This window comes from Mycobacterium lehmannii (assembly GCF_002245535.1).
GTDB classification, from domain to species: Bacteria; Actinomycetota; Actinomycetes; order Mycobacteriales; family Mycobacteriaceae; genus Mycobacterium; species Mycobacterium lehmannii.
Genome location: NZ_NKCN01000016.1, coordinates 17,736 through 34,462, shown reverse-complemented (window position 1 = coordinate 34,462; position 16,727 = coordinate 17,736). Strand labels below are relative to the sequence as shown.

17 protein-coding genes and 1 tRNA gene are annotated in these 16,727 nt (G+C 67.1%); 7 read left to right on the top strand and 11 right to left on the bottom strand.

Annotated elements, in window-relative coordinates; all coding sequences use genetic code 11:
- Window positions 1–11 precede the first annotated feature (11 nt).
- Both CEX87_RS17775 and CEX87_RS17770 read left to right on the top strand, forming a co-directional pair.
- Window positions 12–1,985, top strand: coding sequence for an acyl-CoA dehydrogenase family protein (locus CEX87_RS17775; RefSeq protein ID WP_094288343.1), 1,974 nt, complete (start codon window positions 12–14; stop codon window positions 1,983–1,985).
- Between the two features lie 94 nt (window positions 1,986–2,079).
- Window positions 2,080–2,388 (top strand): hypothetical protein, encoded by a 309-nt coding sequence (locus CEX87_RS17770; protein WP_142301104.1) that lies wholly within the window; start codon window positions 2,080–2,082, stop codon window positions 2,386–2,388.
- A gap of 8 nt (window positions 2,389–2,396) precedes the next feature.
- On the opposite strand, the gene CEX87_RS17765 is transcribed toward CEX87_RS17770, so the two are convergent.
- Together CEX87_RS17765 and CEX87_RS17760 are read right to left on the bottom strand one after the other, a co-directional pair.
- Window positions 2,397–2,873, bottom strand: a complete 477-nt coding sequence (locus CEX87_RS17765) for a hypothetical protein (RefSeq protein WP_094288339.1) — start codon at window positions 2,871–2,873, stop codon at window positions 2,397–2,399.
- A gap of 1 nt (window position 2,874) precedes the next feature.
- Window positions 2,875–4,740 carry a DUF4185 domain-containing protein gene (locus CEX87_RS17760; RefSeq protein ID WP_233151431.1) on the bottom strand — a complete coding sequence of 622 codons (1,866 nt, stop codon included), beginning with the start codon at window positions 4,738–4,740 and terminating at the stop codon, window positions 2,875–2,877.
- A 1-nt stretch (window position 4,741) separates the two neighbouring features.
- On the opposite strand from CEX87_RS17760, the gene CEX87_RS27645 reads away from it, so the two are divergent.
- Window positions 4,742–5,161, top strand: a complete 420-nt coding sequence (locus CEX87_RS27645) for a hypothetical protein (protein WP_233151430.1) — start codon at window positions 4,742–4,744, stop codon at window positions 5,159–5,161.
- 243 nt (window positions 5,162–5,404) lie between these two features.
- Here the strand turns inward: CEX87_RS27645 and CEX87_RS17755 are convergent, their stop codons facing one another.
- Both CEX87_RS17755 and CEX87_RS17750 read right to left on the bottom strand, forming a co-directional pair.
- The gene (locus CEX87_RS17755) at window positions 5,405–5,776 is read right to left on the bottom strand and encodes a hypothetical protein (protein ID WP_064394209.1); all 372 of its coding nucleotides are present in this window, start codon (window positions 5,774–5,776) and stop codon (window positions 5,405–5,407) included.
- Window positions 5,777–5,849: 73 nt separating this feature from the next.
- Window positions 5,850–5,922: transfer RNA gene (locus CEX87_RS17750), tRNA-Asn, on the bottom strand.
- 147 nt (window positions 5,923–6,069) lie between these two features.
- On the opposite strand from CEX87_RS17750, the gene CEX87_RS17745 reads away from it, so the two are divergent.
- The gene (locus CEX87_RS17745) at window positions 6,070–6,324 is read left to right on the top strand and encodes a hypothetical protein (RefSeq protein ID WP_094288335.1); all 255 of its coding nucleotides are present in this window, start codon (window positions 6,070–6,072) and stop codon (window positions 6,322–6,324) included.
- Here the strand turns inward: CEX87_RS17745 and CEX87_RS17740 are convergent.
- The 3 genes from CEX87_RS17740 to CEX87_RS17730 form a co-directional block, all read right to left on the bottom strand.
- Window positions 6,321–6,614, bottom strand: coding sequence for a DUF7155 family protein (locus CEX87_RS17740; protein ID WP_332888963.1), 294 nt, complete (start codon window positions 6,612–6,614; stop codon window positions 6,321–6,323). The genes CEX87_RS17745 and CEX87_RS17740 overlap by 4 nt on opposite strands.
- Before the next feature lie 64 nt (window positions 6,615–6,678).
- Window positions 6,679–8,610, bottom strand: a complete 1,932-nt coding sequence (gene dnaG, locus CEX87_RS17735; RefSeq protein WP_064394135.1) for a DNA primase — start codon at window positions 8,608–8,610, stop codon at window positions 6,679–6,681.
- Between the two features lie 31 nt (window positions 8,611–8,641).
- Window positions 8,642–9,898 carry a deoxyguanosinetriphosphate triphosphohydrolase gene (locus tag CEX87_RS17730; protein ID WP_094288458.1) on the bottom strand — a complete coding sequence of 419 codons (1,257 nt, stop codon included), beginning with the start codon at window positions 9,896–9,898 and terminating at the stop codon, window positions 8,642–8,644.
- 59 nt (window positions 9,899–9,957) lie between these two features.
- Here CEX87_RS17730 and CEX87_RS17725 point away from each other — a divergent pair, with 59 nt between their 5' ends.
- Window positions 9,958–11,961, top strand: a complete 2,004-nt coding sequence (locus CEX87_RS17725) for a TPM domain-containing protein (RefSeq protein ID WP_094288333.1) — start codon at window positions 9,958–9,960, stop codon at window positions 11,959–11,961.
- 250 nt (window positions 11,962–12,211) lie between these two features.
- On the opposite strand, the gene CEX87_RS17720 is transcribed toward CEX87_RS17725, so the two are convergent.
- Complete coding sequence (locus CEX87_RS17720) at window positions 12,212–13,606, bottom strand: glycine--tRNA ligase (protein WP_094288331.1); 1,395 nt, start codon at window positions 13,604–13,606, stop codon at window positions 12,212–12,214.
- A 156-nt stretch (window positions 13,607–13,762) separates the two neighbouring features.
- Between CEX87_RS17720 and CEX87_RS17715 the strand changes: the two genes are divergently transcribed.
- Window positions 13,763–14,137: an ArsR/SmtB family transcription factor gene (locus CEX87_RS17715; protein ID WP_094288329.1), complete on the top strand. Its 375-nt coding sequence runs from the start codon at window positions 13,763–13,765 to the stop codon at window positions 14,135–14,137.
- A gap of 10 nt (window positions 14,138–14,147) precedes the next feature.
- Window positions 14,148–14,555, top strand: a complete 408-nt coding sequence (locus CEX87_RS17710; RefSeq protein ID WP_064419598.1) for a Fur family transcriptional regulator — start codon at window positions 14,148–14,150, stop codon at window positions 14,553–14,555.
- On the opposite strand, the gene CEX87_RS17705 is transcribed toward CEX87_RS17710, so the two are convergent.
- Genes CEX87_RS17705 through recO form a run of 3 tightly spaced genes read right to left on the bottom strand, consistent with a single transcriptional unit; the run spans window position 14,544 to window position 16,710 of the window.
- Complete coding sequence (locus tag CEX87_RS17705; protein ID WP_064398963.1) at window positions 14,544–14,969, bottom strand: hypothetical protein; 426 nt, start codon at window positions 14,967–14,969, stop codon at window positions 14,544–14,546. The two genes, CEX87_RS17710 and CEX87_RS17705, sit on opposite strands and share 12 nt — an antisense overlap.
- Before the next feature lie 48 nt (window positions 14,970–15,017).
- A complete protein-coding gene (locus CEX87_RS17700; RefSeq protein WP_064398961.1) occupies window positions 15,018–15,920 on the bottom strand; it encodes a decaprenyl diphosphate synthase in 903 nt (300 codons plus the stop codon).
- A complete protein-coding gene (gene recO / locus CEX87_RS17695; protein WP_064426169.1) occupies window positions 15,850–16,710 on the bottom strand; it encodes a DNA repair protein RecO in 861 nt (286 codons plus the stop codon). Before recO ends, CEX87_RS17700 begins: the two co-directional genes overlap by 71 nt.
- Window positions 16,711–16,727 lie beyond the last annotated feature (17 nt).

Sequence of the window (16,727 nt, the reverse complement as noted above, 5' to 3'; positions counted from 1 at the left end):
ACCGTCGAGACATGACCACCACTGCCGAACATCTGCGCAATGCGCTCGACGGACGTTGGCGCGATGTGAAGAACCGGATGCGTGCGGAGCTCTCCAGCGAGGTCTTCCGACCGCACTACACCCCCAACACTGTCATCGCCCGTACGAAGGTGGCGGAGCAGCTCAAGATCATGGCGGCTATGGGTGCCGCCGAGGACGGCTTCAAAAAAGAGCACGGCGGCAACGGCGATGTCGGTGCGGCAGTCACGCAGATCGAGATGTTGGCGATGAGCGATCTGTCGCTGATGGTGAAAGCCGGTGTGCAGTGGGGGTTGTTCGGCGGGGCCGTGGAGAACCTCGGCACCGAGCGACATCACGAGAAGTACGTCAAGCCGATCATCGATTGCGAGCTTCTCGGCTGCTTCGCGATGACCGAGACCGGTCACGGCAGCAACGTGCAGGCGCTGGAGACCACCGCGACCTACGACCCGGCAACCCAGGAGTTCGTGGTCGACTCCCCCACGCCGACCGCGCGCAAGGACTACATCGGGGGTGCCGCCGAAACTGCCGGCATCGCCGCTGTTTTCGCCCAACTGATCACCCCCGATGGTGAAGGGCACGGTGTGCACTGCGTGTTGGTCCCGATCCGCGACGAGGAGGGCAACGACCTGCCGGGCGTGACCACGTCGGACTGCCATTACAAGGGTGGCCTGCCGGGCGTGGACAACGGCCGGATCCAGTTCGACCGGGTCCGCGTCCCGCGCGAGAACCTTCTCAACAAGTACGGCGACGTCGCGCCCGACGGCACGTACAGCTCGCCGATCGAGAACCCCGGCCGCCGGTTTTTCACCATGCTCGGCACCCTCGTCCGCGGCCGCGTCACCGTCGGCGGCAGCGCCGCGGCCGCAGCCCGCGTCGCGCTCGACATCGCCACGCGATATGCGTTGCAGCGCAGGCAGTTCGAGGCGCCTGGTGACGGGGACGAGGTACTCGTCATGGACTACCTCGTGCACCAACGCCGCCTGCTGCCGCTGATCGCCGAATCGTATGCGCTGCAGTTCGCGCAGAACGAACTCGTCGCCAAATGCCACGACCTGCAGAGCGCCGAGGAACCCGATCCGGAGGAGCAGCGCGAGCTCGAGGCCCGCGCAGCCGGTTTGAAAGCCGCCAACACCTGGCACGCCACCCGCGCGATCCAGGAGGCGCGCGAGGCGTGCGGCGGCGCGGGCTACATGGCCGAGAACCGTCTGATCGCGTTGAAGGCCGACACCGACGTGTTCACCACCTTCGAGGGCGACAACCACGTGCTCACACAGTTGGTGGCCAAGCAGCTGCTCACCGCCTACGCCGACGACGTCAAGAGCATGAGCCCGGTCGAATGGGTGCGGTTCGCCGCGAACTTCGCCGGTGAACGGGTGCTGAAACGCACTGCGGCCGAGACGATCATGCAGACCATCCTCGATACCCGGCAGGACAACGAGGAGGAAGGCAGCCTGTTCAACCGCGGCACTCAGGTCAAGATGTTCGAGGACCGCGAGGAATACATGATCTCCACGGTGGCGCGCCGGTTGCAGGGTAAGTCGAAGGAGATGAGCGAGTTCGACGCCTTCAACGCGGTGCAGGACCATGTGCTGCACAGCGCCCAGGCCCACATCGACCGGGTGATCCTCGAAGCGTTCGTTGCGGGCATCGATGCGTGCGAGGACGACGAGGCCCGCAAGATCCTGAACATGGTGTGCGATCTGTACGCGCTGTCGGTGATCGAAAAGGACCGGGCGTGGTTCATCGAGCACAGGTTCATCTCGACCGAACGCGCGAAGGCCGTCACCCGTGGGATCAACGAACGCTGCCGGACACTACGCCCGTACGCCGAACTCCTCGTCGACGGCTTCGGCATACCCGAACAGTTGCGTTATGCGGAGATGCTGCATCCCGAGCGCATTCCCGACGCCGACGAGCACACCGAGCAGGACGCGATCAGCTCGGGCACCATCGAGCCGAAGTAACGGGGTTCTTGGGATCGGTAGCAGCGGGACGGCCGTGTACTTGACCGCATAGGCACCGCCGACGCGGCGGTGCCGTGAGGCAAAGGATGCGATCATGAAGGCCTTATTGCGATTCGCCGCAATGGCAGCGGTTTCCAGCGGCATGGCGCTAGCCGGGCTGGGTTTGGCAAGTGCGGCCGGGGCCGACTACTACTGGTTCAGCTGGTGTCCCGGTCAGACTCCTCCGTCGGCGGCATCGAACCGAACGCTTGACTGGGATTGGAACGTCTGCCACCAGTATCGGTATCAGGGCAACGACCTGATCGACGAGAGCGGTCGCCTCTATCCGGCGCCTCCGCCGGCGCCCGGTGCGATCTGCGGTAGGGACCTGTTCACCGGGACGCCCATCTTCTGCGGGCCCTGACGGGGGGCTCAGCTACGCGTCCACACGCAGTCGCCGCTCAGTTCGATCAAGAACATCCTCGGGGGCACGTCGAAGTGTAGCGGTTGACCCGGGTTGGCTTCGACGGCGGTCGGCGTACTGAGCTCACCGGGGCTGACGACGACCTGCTGCTGTGCGCGGCACGTCGTGCTCGAATCCCGCGGCGTCCCAATCCATTTGCCCGCGGCCATGTCCGGATTGCGCATGCCCTGTCCGTGCAGTTTCAGCGGAGACGCCTGGCTCACCCAGCGGTCGGCGGGCGGCTGCGGACCGATCACGTCCTGCCACGCGCCACCCCGGCACACCGACAGGGTGTCCGTGCCAGGCACCTGCGTCATGGCGCCCTCGAGATCGGCGGTGCACTGACCGGTCTGCGGCGGCGGACCTGGCGGCTGACCGGGTTCTGCGCACGCGACGGGGGCACTGATCAGAGGGATCAGCATGCCGACGAGCACGACTCTCAACACGTCACACCTTGCTCAGGTCGGTCTTCATCATCATGACGTTGTAGGAGTTCCACTCCGACAGGTTCCAGTACAGGTCGGTGCCCGTGCCCTGGGTCGACGGCGACCAGGGATGCATCATGGGTGCGTAGATGCCGCCGGGCTGCTGGTTCATCAACACCTTCGGGCCCGACCATGCGCCCTGTGGCGTGTCCGACGTCCGCATCACGATGTTGTTGAACTGGTCGCCGTGCAGGACCACGTACTTGTTCAGTTGTTTGTTGTACTGCACAGACATTTCGCTGACCTGGTTGCCTGCGTAGGTGGCACCGCAGGCGCCTTGCTCGACACCGAACACGTACGTGGCTGCGGCAGGGTTGCCCTTGACCCAGCCGGCCGGGGCCCCGCCCCAGGCACTGCTGCCGTTCCAGTACTCGTACTTGCTCAGGTCCAGAATGTCTTGCTCGGGCACCCGTGCCAGGTAAGCCGCGCCCTGACGGCCGTTGGGGGTGCCGTACGCGTAGACATAACCGTCGCCGGGCCGGACGAACGCCATCTGCTGGAAGTTCTGGTTGCCGGTCCACGGCTGGTTGTAGCGAACGGTTTCCGGTGCGACATGGAAGGTTTCGCCGTTGTCGTCGGACCAGGCGATCGCCGAGTAGTTCGTTGTCCAGGTGCCGGGTGCGCCCCACTGGGTCACCGACATGAAACTCACGTATTGGATCGCGCCGTACTTGGAGTCTTCCACGGGCACCGAGATTCCCGCGGTGGGGATCAGGGTGATCCCGGCGGGCAGACCTTCGGGGAAGATGACCTGCCTGGCTCGAGTCGGGAATCCGTCGGGGCCCAGCGGCGCGCCACCGAACATGTTGCCGTTGTACCACTCCCCGTCGGGGATCTCCATCCCGTTGGCGAGGTACCAGTCGGAGGTGCGCATGATGGTGTTGGACCGCCAGTCCTGCGACATGTTGCCGTCGAAGAACGTGTCGCCGAACGCGATCAGGACCTGATGTTCGTTTTCCGGAGTGGTGGGGTCGTCCTCAATTCCGTTGTCCCACATGATGCCGAGGTCGGTGCCGCCGACCGAGAAGCGGTCGACGGTGTTGGCCATGAGCGGATTGCCGGGGTACGACCAAGGACCCGTGACCCAGGAGACGAACTGCGTCGACGGACTCACCTGCGGGTTGGGGAACGGTGAGTACAGCGGAGTGAAGGGTTCGGCGGCCATCAGCGCCATCCTGGCCATCGGGGCGTCTTCGACCATCAGCGTCGGGGTCATCACCGTCGGCGTGGTGGAGGGCCGGCCCGACAGCGCCGCGAAGAAGTTCTCGAACTCACGACGCGCGAACGCGAGCAGGCCCCAAATCAGCGGCGGCTGCGCAGGTGACGACGGCACCGTGCCTGCCAGCGGGTTGAGGATCCAGTTGATCGTGTTGGTGACCAGATTCGTCACGGCGGTGAACAGGTTCGCAGGAGCCGCCGGCGTCACGGCCGTCGGCTGGTAGGCGAGCATCAACGGCGAGGCGTTGTTCATCGTCGTCGTCGCCAGTGATCGGGCATCGGCGAACACGACGTAGTTCCCCGTTTCCTGCACCGCCGCGGCGGGATCGGAAAGCGACTGCGTGGCATCCGTGTCGGTCGCGGTGCCGGCTTGTTGGGCGGAAGTTTTCGAGGTTGCGTCGGGCTTCGGTTGCGACGACGGGTCCGCTTCGCCGGTGTCGGAGTCCTTTCCCGCCTCGGCGGTCGGCTTCGGCTCGGCGGAGGGTGTTGGCGACGGCTCAGGAGCCGGCGTCGCTGTCGGCTCGGGCGTCGGTACCGGGGTTTGCTCGGCCGTTGGTTTCGGGGTCGGCTCGGCCGTCGGTGTGGCCGTGGGCTCCGGGGTCGCAGTCACGGTGGGCTCGGCTGTCGGTGTCGACATCGGCTTCGGTGCTTCCGCCGTCGGAGTCGCTGCCTTCTCGTCCTCGGTTTCCTCCTCGGCGTTGTTGCGCGAGGATCCCGTATTGGTCTGGGCGCTGACCGTCACCCCGCCGGTGACCGTGCGGGTCCGCGTCGTCGAGTCGGACGCCTCCTCGTCTTTGTCGTCGTCTTTGTCAACTTTGTCGTCTTTGTCGGTTCCCGCCGAGGTCGAGGTGGACGTCGAAGTCGACCCCGCCGTGGACGTCGACCCCGTCGTGGAGGCCGTCGCACCGTTGCCTGACGTCGCGGACCCGGTCGCGGTACCCGTCCCGCCGCTGGCGCCGGTTGCGCTGCTCGCGGACTCCGACTTAGAGGAGTTGTCCGATGGCGAGTCGGTGGTGTCGGCCACTGCGTAGCCGTGTCCCACGGCGATCGCGGTACCAACTCCCATCGCGACGGCCAGCCCCCCGACACGGCCGACGTACCTTGCTGCGCCCATGTTTGCCCTCCGAAGAAAATCCCCCGCCCCGTCGAAGCAATGTAATAGCAGTTATGGGGGGTGTACAGCAAAACCGGCAGATGTCCCATTCGCAACAACTGTCAGTGCAGTCATCGCCGTGTAGGGGTTTTGCGTTACGGGTTCACGGAGGAGCTATCACCTATGGGGCCAGAAGGCCGCCCTTGCGTAGCGCTTTCTCATACAGATCGAACGCCTCACCGAGGCCGTCGTTCACCCACGCGTCGACCATTCCGACGCTGTCGGCGACCAGCTGGACCTGAGTCACGAACCGCTGAAAGTCCTCGTCTCGACGCAGCGTGTCGATCTGCTCTGGCGACCCTTGGATCAAGACGAAGCCGCCCAGCTGCATACTCTGTGGACGCAGCACGGCGACGTCGTAGCGCTCGATCGCCCCATCGCGCAGAAGCTGGGCGCCGTAGCCCTCGAGGGACTCCCGGAAAAGTTCGAGTGCTTGCACTTCGCGTCCGCGGGTGGGAATACCCCACGCGATCCAGATGCCTGCATCAGCCATCCGCCCATCATGCGCTGCGCGAGGTGAGATGGGTTGGCCCGACACGGTTGCGAAGCCGAAAGTGGTGGTGTTGCTCCCCCGGCTGGACTCGAACCAGCAACCCTTCGGTTAACAGCCGAATGCTCTGCCAATTGAGCTACAGGGGACTGCTCTCCCGCCATCGCGCTGTGTGCGGGACGGGGGTTGACTCTAGCTTACGTGTCGGCGGCGCCGCCAATACGCCGCCACCGGTCGCGCTCTCAGGTACGTGAGGCAGGATGGAACGCAACGCACCGTCGTCTGGAAGGGACCCTGTGATCGGGTATTTCGTCGTATTGGGTGTCGGCTATGTACTTGGCTCGAAGGCCGGCCGCCGCCGATATGAGCAGATCGCCGGCACCTACAAGGCGGTCACCGAGAGCCCCGCGGCGAAAGCCGTGCTCGACGCCGGACGGCGCAAGATCGCCGATCGGGTGTCACCGGATCCACCGATGATCAAGTTGACCGAGATCGACAACGGAACCGAGATCATCGGCCCCGAGACCGCGCAGGTGAGAAAGGTCCGTTAACGGTAGGGATCGGTGATCGTCTGGCCCGGAACCAGCGGACCCGTGTTGACGCCGGTCTGACTCTGGTTGAGCCCGAAATCGGGCGTGCCGACGTTGATGCCGTTGCCGTTGGAAACGCCCAGGCAACGACCGTCCTCCTTGTTCCCGAACCACGCCAGGCACTGGCTGAGCGGCTGCGGGTCCGCATTGGATTCAGACAGCGCGGAGGCTGCGAGCGGCGCAGCGACCGCGGCCACCGCTAACGCGCCTGCGGCGATGAACCGTCGCGTCCGGTTGTTGGTCGATGTCACGTGCACGCCTTCCTGACCGTTCCCACGGTTGTATAGCGCGCCCACCATATCGCGTTACCGGGGGCTACGCAGAGATGTCGTCTCCGCTGGCCTGCTCGAGCAGGCTGCGCCGATACGCCTCCATCGCGACCAGGTCCCCGAACAATGCGTGGTACTCGTCGCCCTGCTCGACCGGGGACATGCGCTGCAGCTTGGACTTGACCTCGGCGATCTGGCGGCCGACCCAGACTTCCTGCAACCGGGCCAACACTCCGCCGATGTAGCGCGGTAACCGCTCGTCGTCGTCGACGTTGATGGCTTCCACCCCGAGTTCGTTGACCAGGCTCGCCGCGGCCGGCGTCTCGGTATGCGTTCGAATCGTCTCGATCCACTCCGCGCCGGACTGGCCGGTCGACGTGCCGCCGGCGGCGTCGATGGCCGAGCGCACCGCGGCGTAGCCCGGGTGCGTGAAGCTTTCGACCGTCAGCGAATCGAACACCGGCCCCGCCAGCGCGGGATACTGCAGCGCGGCCTTGAGCGCCTCGCGCTGCGGCCACAGCGTCGGGTCTGCGGGGTCGGGCCGCGAGCCCGGGTCGGGGGTACGCGACCTTCGTGGCTGCGTCTGATCGCTCGCGGCGCGCCTGCGACCGCCGCGTTCGGGCATCCCCCGCTTCTGCGCTTCCTCGCGCACTCGGGCCAGTACCTGCGCCTCGTCGGCCCAGCCCACCCATCCGGTCAGCCGCCGCGCGTACTCGTCGCGCAGCATCGGCTCTTTGATGCGGGCCACCATCGGCACGCACCGGCGCAGGGCGGAGACCCGCCCCTCGGCGCTGTCGAGGTCGTGTTCGGCCAGCGCGGTGCGGATTGCGAACTCGAACAACGGTGTTCGACGGGCTACCAGGTCGCGCAGCGCACCGTCGCCGAAATTAAGGCGGATGTCGCATGGATCCATCCCAGCCAATTTGTCTTCTGAGGCCACCGCGACGAACGACTGCCCGGCCAGGTTCTGTTCCCCCTCGAATGCCTTGATGGCAGCCGCCCGACCCGCCGCGTCGCCGTCGAAGACGTAGATCAACTCACCGCGAAAGAAGTTGTCGTCCATCATGAGTCGGCGCAGCATCGACAAGTGTTCGTCGCCGAACGCGGTTCCGCAGGACGCGACCGCGGTCGTCACCCCGGCCAGGTGCATCGCCATCACGTCGGTGTAGCCCTCGACCACGACAGCCTGATGCCCCTTGGCGATGTCGCGCTTGGCCAGGTCCAGCCCGAACAGCACCGACGACTTCTTGTACAGAACGGTTTCGGGGGTGTTGACGTACTTGGCTTCCATCGGGTCGTCGTCGAAGATCCGGCGGGCGCCGAAGCCGATCACCTCGCCGCCACTGGCCCTGATAGGCCACAGCAGCCGGCGGTGGAAGCGGTCCATCGGACCGCGTTTGCCTTCCCGGGACAGGCCGGCCGCCTCGAGCTCTTTGAACTCGAAACCCTTGCGCAGCAGGTGCTTTGTCAACGTATCCCAGCCAGACGGCGCGAAGCCGCAGCCGAACCGCTTGGCCGCCTGGCCGTCGAAGTTGCGCTCGATCAAATACTGTCGCGCCGGTGCGGCCTCGTCGGACTCCAGCGTCGTTGCGTAGAACTCCTGGGCTGCCGCGTTGGCCGCTAAGAGCCTGCTGCGGCTGCCGCGGTCGCGCTGCACGTTGGTGGTCGAGGCGCCGGTGTAGGTGATCGTGTAGCCGACGCGGTCGGCGAGCAGTTCGACCGACTCGACGAAGTTGACGTGCTCGATCTTCTGGACGAAGGCGTAGACGTCGCCACCCTCACCGCAGCCGAAACAGTGGAAGTGGCCGTGATTGGGCCGCACGTGAAACGACGGCGACTTCTCGTCGTGGAATGGGCACAGCCCTTTCAGAGAGTCCGCGCCCGCGCGCCGCAACTGCACGTAGTCGCCGACGACGTCCTCGATGCGAACCTGGTCGCGGATGGCCGCGATGTCGCGATCAGGAATGCGGCCGGCCACCGGGCCAGTCTAGAGCGCCCCGGGCGGACGCCTAGGCGGGTTCCAACCGCTCGAGGCGGCCCTCGGTGAAGGACGCGACCTGGTCGATGACCACCCGCAGGCGGGCACCGTCGTCGCCGGCGGCGTTGTACGCAGGCACGAAGATCGGGTCGAGCGTGGCAGGTGCGCCGGCAGCGACCCACGCCACCACCCGGTGCACGCGTTCGCGCTGCCGGGCCTGCAGTTCCAGATGCCGGGGATCCGACATGATGAACTGCAGCGCCAGGATCTTGAGCACCGCAACCTCGGCCCGCACCAGATCGGGGACGCGCAGGTCCGCCTGGTAGCGGACCAGAGGCCCCCTACCGGATTCCTCGCGGGTCGCGGCGATGGCCGCCGAGGCGAACCGGCCGACGAGTTCGCTGGTCAACTTCTTGAGCGCGACGGATGCGGCCAGCGTGCCGTCGTACTTACCCACTGCGGCCACGACCGGCAGGCTCGACAGCCGCGCCGCGGCGGCCACCAGGTCGCCGGATCGCAGCCCGGCGCCCATCCCGCTCGACTCGCCCAGCCGACCCAGTACGGCCGCCGCGTCCGTGTCGGCCAGCACCCGCATGTCGATGCGGCCGGAAACCACTCCGTCCTCGACGTCGTGAACCGAGTAGGCGACGTCGTCGGCCCAGTCCATGACCTGCGCCTCCAGGCAGGGCTTCTGCGCGGGCGCGTTCGTGCGCACCCAGTCGGCCACCGGCACGTCGTCGGAGTAGAAACCGAACTTGGCCTGCCGCGACCCGCGTCGCCACGGATACTTGGTGACGGCGTCCAGGGCGGCCCGAGTGAGGTTCAGCCCCGCGCTACCACCCTCTGCGTCAAGGGTTTTCGGTTCGAGGCGGGTCAGGATCCGGAAGTTCTGGGCGTTGCCCTCGAAGCCGCCGCAGTCGGCGGCGATCTCGTTCAGGGCGCGCTCGCCGTTGTGGCCGTAGGGCGGGTGACCGATGTCGTGGGCCAGGCCTGCGAGGTCGACGAGGTCGGGGTCGCAGCCCAGGCCGATCGCCATGCCGCGGCCGATCTGGGCGACCTCCAGCGAATGGGTCAGCCGGGTGCGCGGCGTTTCGCCCTGACGGGGGCCGACGACCTGCGTCTTGTCGGCCAGTCGGCGAAGCGCCGCACAGTGCAGCACCCGCGCCCGGTCGCGCGCGAAATCGGTGCGATGCTCGGTGTCGGTGCCGGGCAGTGCAGCGCTCTTCGGCGGCTCGTCCACCCATCGCTGGCGGTCGAACTCGTCGTAGGGATCTCCGTTGCCTGTCACCGACGGATAGTCTGCCAGCACCAACCGGCTTGACCGTGCCGCGCACTAGATTGGCGTCCATGCGCCTCGTCCGCCTGTTGACCCTTTTGCTCGCCATGCTCGCCGCCGGTGCACTCATCGCGCCGACGGCGGCCGCCGAGCCGCCGTTTCGGCTGCCGGGCTACGTCACCGACAACGCCGGCGTCCTCGACGGCGCCGGTCGGGCGCAGGTGACGTCGGCGGTCGGCTCGCTCTACAACAGCAGCAGGACCCGGTTGTGGGTCGTCTACGTCGACACGTTTTCCGGTCAGCCGGCCGAGACGTGGGCGCGCAACACCATGCGCACGAGCGACCTGGGCACCTACGACGCCCTGTTGGCGGTGGCCACGGTTGACCGTTCGTACGCCTTCCTGGTGCCCGATAGCGCAACGGAGTTGAGCTCGAGCCGGGTGGAAAGCGTGCGGCGCAACGACATCGAACCCGCCCTGCGCAACAGCGACTGGGCCGGAGCGGCGGTCGCGGCCGCCGACGGGCTCGCCCGGTCGGGCAGCTCGGGTTCGACGCTTAGCTGGGTCGGGTTACTCATCGCCCTCGGAGTGATCGCCCTCGCGGTGGTGGTGCTGATGATCTGGCGCCGACGACGGCAGCGCAAGCGTCGGGAGGCCGAATTCGCCGCTGCGCGCAGAGTCGATCCGAGCGACCCGCAGGCGCTCGCGGCGGTATCGCTGGACGCGCTCGACGACCTGTCGCGGGCGATGGTGGTCGAGGTCGACAACGCGGTGCGGACCAGCGACCACGAACTGGAGTTGGCGGTCGAGGAGTTCGGCACCTCGCGGACCGAGCCGTTCACCCGGGCGGTCAACAACGCGAAAACCACGCTCGCTCAAGCGTTCAACGTCCGGCAGATCCTCGACGACGCCATCCCCGAAACCCCGGCGCAAAGGCGCGACCTGTTGACGCGGGTGGTGGTCGCGGCGGCCAAGGCCGACCGTGAGCTCGACGCGCAACGCGACGCGTTCGCCGAGCTGCGGAACCTGGTGATCAACGCCCCGTCCAAACTGGACTCGATGACGCAGCAGGTGGTCGACATCACCGCCCGGCTCGAGCCGTCACGCCAGAAGGTGGCCGAACTGTACGGCGAATTCGACGCGACGGCGTTGAGTTCAGTGGCAGGCAACGTCGACGCGGCTAAAGAACTGCTCGATTTCGCCGATGCGAGCATCAGCCGCGGGCGCGACCTTGCCGCCCGGCCGGTGCCGGGCCAGCAGAGCGAGCTCGTCGAAAGCGTGCGAGCGGCGGAGTCGGCGCTGGTGCAGGCGCGTGGTCTGCTCGACGCGGTGGACAGCGCCGCCAGTGACATCCGTCGCGCCGCTGCCACGTTGCCCGCGGCGATCGAAGACATCCAGAACGGCATCAGGCAGGCAGGCGCCTTGCTGCAGCAGGGCAGCGTGCCGCAGGCCGCGCAGTTGGCCGAGGCGCGTGACGCGGCAGCGGCAGCCGTCGCCGCCGCGCAGCGCTCCAAAGCCGCTGACCCGCTGGGCACTTTCACCGAGCTGACGAAGGCCGACGCGGATCTCGATCGGCTACTGGCCGCCGTCGAGCAGGAGCGGGAGGCCGCTGACCGCCTCAACCGAGCCTTGGACGAGGCGCTGTTCACGGCGCGGTCGCGGGTCCGGTCGGTGTCGGACTTCATCGACACCCGTCGCGGCATCGTCGGGCCCGAGGCCCGGACCCGCTTGGCGGAGGCCGTCCGTCAGATCGGCGCCGCCGAAGAGCGGCGGGCCACCGACCCGGCCGAAGCCATCAAGCACGCCAACGGTGCGGCAATGCTCGCGTCACAGGCGCAGAACCTGGCCAACGCCGACGTGCAGAGCGCGCACAGTTCGTACATGGGTCCGTTCGGCGGTGGCCGCGGCGGTGGGGGCAATATGGGCGCGATCATCGGCGGCATTCTCATCGGAAACATCCTCAGCGGAGGAATGCGCGGCGGCTTCGGCGGTTTCGGCGGTGGCGGGTTCAGCCCCGGCTCGTTCGGCGGCTCCGGTGGCGGTGGCGGGATGTTCGGCGGCGGCGGCCGCTTCTAGGTAGCTCTCTGCACCTTTCCTCTGAACCGCGAACGTGCGTGTCTGCTCACGACACACCGACGTTTTGCCGCAGTTTCTGCACGCTCGGCGCGGTGCGACGGTGCGAAAAGTGTTGCCTTGCAACGGCGTGTTGCCGACAGACACGCACGCTCGGCGATGAGTGAGCGTGCGTCTAGTGCTCAATTTTCGCGGCGTGTCGTGGGCACACACGCACGCTCGCGGAAACGGGCTGGAGTGAACCCGCCGCGAGTCAGCAGCCTTTGAGGCGGGCGCCGAGGTAGTCACTGACCTGATCGAGGGCGACCCGGTCCTGCGTCATCGCGTCGCGCTCACGGACGGTGACGGCCTGGTCCTCGAGTGTGTCGAAGTCGACCGTCACGCAGAACGGGGTACCGATCTCGTCCTGGCGACGGTAACGCCGCCCGATCGCGCCCGCGTCGTCGAACTCGACGTTCCAGCACTTACGCAATTCGGTGGCCAGGTCGCGCGCCTTCGGCGAGAGCGCCTCGTTGCGCGACAGCGGCAGCACCGCGGCCTTGACCGGCGCGAGCCGCGGATCCAGCCGCAACACCGTGCGCTTATCGACGCCGCCCTTGGCGTTGGGCGCCTCGTCCTCGGCGTATGCGTCGACGAGGAACGCCATGAACGACCGCGTCAGGCCGGCCGCCGGCTCGATCACATAGGGGACGTAGCGGGTGTCGCTGGCCTGGTCGTAGTAGGACAGGTCCGCACCGGAATGCTTTGTGTGCGTGGAAAGGTCGAAATCGGTGCGGTTCGCGACACCCTCCAGCTCGCCCCACGGGTTGCCCTGGAATCCGAACTTGTACTCGATGTCGACGGTGCGGTCGGAATAGTGCGACAGCTTCTCCTTCGGATGCTCGTAGAGCCGGAGATTGTCGCGGTCGATGCCCAGTTCGACATACCACTGCAGCCGCTCGTCGATCCAGTACTGGTGCCACTCGCGTGCGGTCGACGGCTCGACGAAGAACTCCATCTCCATCTGCTCGAACTCGCGGGTCCGGAAGATGAAGTTGCCCGGCGTGATCTCGTTGCGGAAGCTCTTGCCGGTCTGGGCGATGCCGAACGGCGGCTTCTTGCGTTGCGTGGTCACCACGTTGGCGAAGTTGACGAAGATGCCCTGCGCGGTCTCCGGCCGCAGATAGTGCAGACCCTCTTCGCTCTCGATCGGACCGAGGTAGGTCTTGAGCATCATGTTGAAGTCGCGCGGTTCGGTCCACTGACCCTTGGTCCCACAGTCCGGGCATGCGATCTCGGTCATCGCGACGGATTCGGGTTCGCTGATCCCCTTCTTTTCGGCATACGCCTCCTGCAGGTGGTCCTGCCGATGCCGCTTGTGACAGTTGAGGCACTCGACCAGCGGATCGTTGAACACGTCGACGTGTCCGGACGCCACCCACACCTCGCGGGGCAGAATGATCGACGAGTCCAGGCCCACCACGTCGTCGCGGCTGGTGACCACCGACCGCCACCACTGGCGCTTGATGTTCTCCTTGAGTTCCACGCCGAGCGGGCCGTAGTCCCACGCCGACTTGGTGCCGCCATAGATCTCCCCCGCCTGGTAAACCAGCCCGCGCCGTTTGGCCAGGTTCGCAACGGTGTCGATGATCGAGGAAGAGTGAGCCACGACTGCATAGCCTAGCGACACGCTCACCGCCGCCGAGCGACCGCATTTGCACGGCGACACGCCGCGATTTCGCGGACAGACACGGTCGCCCGCGGCAATTGGGGCAGCCGTATCCCAACGTTGACATGCATAGAAGCGCATGTATTGTTGGCCGTAATGAAAATCGTTTCCACTTTGGCGGACGGACACGTCGCCACCGGGGACGCCCACGACCACGGCGGCGCACCGTATCCCGCCCTGCCACCGCGCAACGTGCTCGACACCTCCGGCGACCTGCTGCGCGCGTTGGCCGCTCCGGTGCGGATCGCGATCGTGCTGCAGCTGCGGGAGTCGGCGCGCTGCGTGCACGAGCTCGTCGACGCGCTGGCGGTGCCCCAGCCGTTGGTCAGCCAGCACCTGCGCATCCTGAAGGCCGCCGGCGTCGTCGCCGGTGAACGGTCCGGACGCGAGGTGATGTACCGCCTCGTCGATCATCACCTCGCCGACATCGTCGTCGCGGCGGTCACGCACGCGGGCGAGGCGCACGAGTGATCACCTGCCGATGAGCATGGGAGTGCGCGCCACGAGGCAACGCGCAGCCATCGCGGACCTGCTCGATAACGTCGACGAGTTCCGTTCGGCCCAGGAACTGCACGACGAGCTGCGCCGCCGCGGCGAAGGCATCGGGCTGACCACCGTGTACCGCACCCTGCAACAGATGGCGGCCGCAGGCGTCGTCGACACGCTGCGCACCGACACCGGCGAGTCGGTGTACCGCCGCTGTTCGGAGGACCACCATCACCACCTGGTCTGTCGCGCATGCGGTTCGACCGTGGAGATCCAGGGCGGCGACGTCGAGACCTGGACCGCCGACATCGCCCGACAGCACGGCTTCTCCGACATCAGCCACACGATCGAAATCTTCGGCGTGTGCGGGCAGTGCGCGACGACGAACGGTTCAGCCGACTAGCGCGCGGCGCACCTCGGCGCCGGTCGCGAGCACCATGAGAATCAGCGTGCGCAGCGCGTCATCGGTCAGCCCGGCGGCAGGAAAGTTGTAGCGCAGCAACACATCCGCGGCCTTCTTGGAGTTGCGCTTGGCGCCGGCGGCGATCTGCGCTGGCGCGCTCTTGGAGGCCAGCGACACCGTGCCCAGCAGCGTGTTGTGGGCGTGTTCGGCGACCGCGGCGCGCAGCTTGGCATCCAGCGGCAGATCCCAGGCCAGAATCTGGGTCAGCGACACCAATTCCAGGCCTTCGGCGACCGCGACCGTGCGCAGCGAGGCGAAGGTCTCGTCGTGGTGGACGGTGACCGCCCCGTCGTCCTCTCGCGTCACGGGCACCACGCCCTCGAGAATCTCGCCGAGCCGCTCCTGCATTGCCATCACGCTCTCCCGCTCAGGTACATGATCAGGCCCTGCCGCTCAGGTACGTCATTCGGCCCGGCCGAAGCGACGGTTGCGGTTGACGTACTCCTCGCAGGCGGCCCACAGGTCGCGGCGGTCGTAGTCCGGCCACAACTTGTCCTGGAACACGAACTCGGCGTAGGCGGCCTGCCAGAGCAAGAAGTTGCTGGCGCGCTGCTCCCCCGAGGTCCGGATGAACAGGTCGACGTCGGGGATGTCGGAGCGGTGCAGGTGCTTGGCGAAAGTCGCCTCGCTGATGCGGTCCGGCTTGATCCTGCCGTCGGCGGCCAACCGCGCGAGCTCGCGCGTCGCCTCGACGATCTCGGTGCGTCCGCCGTAGTTGACGCAGTAGTTGATCGTGATGACGTCGTTGCCGACGGTCATCTGCTCGGCGATGTCGAACTCCTTGATCACGCTGCGCCACATGCGGGGCCGCGAGCCGACCCAGCGCATCCGCACGCCCATGTCGTTGAGGTTCTCCCGGCGGCGACGCACCACCTCCCGGTTGAAGCCCATCAGGAAGCGCACCTCTTCGGTGCTGCGTTTCCAATTCTCGGTGGAGAACGCGTACACCGTCAGGTGTTTGATGCCGATTTCGATTGCACCGCAGGTGATGTCGATGAGGACGGCCTCGCCCATCTTGTGTCCCTCGGTGCGGTGCAGGCCACGCTGGGTGGCCCAGCGCCCGTTGCCGTCCATGACCACGGCGACGTGCTTGGGCACCTGATCGGCAGGGATGCGCGGCGCGGCCTCCTTCGACGTGTGCTGGGGCGGGCGCGCGAACCGGCCGTTGGTTCCTGCAGGAATATCAGGAAAGACGACGGGCCACGTCGACTTGTCCGGGAACGTGGGATAGTCGTCAGGCGCCGGAGGCAGCTGTGGGTAGGTCGGCGGAGCCTTCTTCCTCCGCCCATCCCGTTCGCTCGCCATGTGGCACATCCTGCCCGACCACCGACGCGTGCTGGTCGCCGACACTCCTATCCACCCGGTACACCCGTTCCACCAGCGGCAACGTCCGCAATTGGCGCTCCAGATGCCACTGCAAATGCGCGGCCACCAGCCCGCTGGCCTGGCTGCGGTGCGACGCCGTCGACGTCTCGGCGTACTCCCAGTCCCCGTCGTGTAGCGCGGCCATCAGGTCCAGCACGGCCTGGGGCGGCGTCGCCGATCCGGAGGGTCGGCAGTGCACGCACACGCTGCCCCCGGCCGCCACGTGGAACGCCCGGTGGGGACCAGGGGCAGCGCAGCGGGCGCATTCGGTCAACGCCGGTGCCCAGCCCGCGATCCCCATGGCGCGCAACAGGTACGCGTCCAACACGAGCTCACGGGGCCGGCCGCCGTCGGCCACCGCCCGCAACGCGGCCACCGTCAGCCGGTGCAGCGCGGGCATCGGCGCGCGTTCCTCACCGGCCAGGCGCTCCGCGGTCTCCAGCACCGCGCAGGCGCAGGTGTAGCGGCCGTAGTCGCTGACGATGTCGGAGGCGAACGCGTCGATGGCCTGCACCTGGGTGACGATGTCGAGGTTGCGGCCCGGGTGCAGCTGAACGTCGATGTGCGCGAACGGCTCCAGCCTGGCACCGAACTTGCTGCGGGTGCGCCGCACCCCCTTGGCCACCGCCCGCACCAACCCGTGATCGCGGGTGAGAAGAGTCACGATGCGGTCGGCCTCGCCGAGCTTGTGCTGGCGCAGCACCACCGCCCGGTCCCGATACAGCCGCATCGGTTCAGTCTCCCACT

Coding starts and splice junctions, on each gene's coding strand:
- CEX87_RS17705 (WP_064398963.1), bottom strand. CDS start 14,969: ATGGCAATGCAGGAGCGGCTCGGCGAGATTCTCGAGGGCGTGGTGCCC.
- CEX87_RS17770 (WP_142301104.1), top strand. CDS start 2,080: ATGAAGGCCTTATTGCGATTCGCCGCAATGGCAGCGGTTTCCAGCGGC.
- recO (WP_064426169.1), bottom strand. CDS start 16,710: ATGCGGCTGTATCGGGACCGGGCGGTGGTGCTGCGCCAGCACAAGCTC.
- CEX87_RS17725 (WP_094288333.1), top strand. CDS start 9,958: ATGCGCCTCGTCCGCCTGTTGACCCTTTTGCTCGCCATGCTCGCCGCC.
- CEX87_RS17715 (WP_094288329.1), top strand. CDS start 13,763: ATGAAAATCGTTTCCACTTTGGCGGACGGACACGTCGCCACCGGGGAC.
- CEX87_RS17755 (WP_064394209.1), bottom strand. CDS start 5,776: ATGGCTGATGCAGGCATCTGGATCGCGTGGGGTATTCCCACCCGCGGA.
- CEX87_RS17710 (WP_064419598.1), top strand. CDS start 14,148: ATGAGCATGGGAGTGCGCGCCACGAGGCAACGCGCAGCCATCGCGGAC.
- CEX87_RS17700 (WP_064398961.1), bottom strand. CDS start 15,920: ATGGCGAGCGAACGGGATGGGCGGAGGAAGAAGGCTCCGCCGACCTAC.
- CEX87_RS17775 (WP_094288343.1), top strand. CDS start 12: ATGACCACCACTGCCGAACATCTGCGCAATGCGCTCGACGGACGTTGG.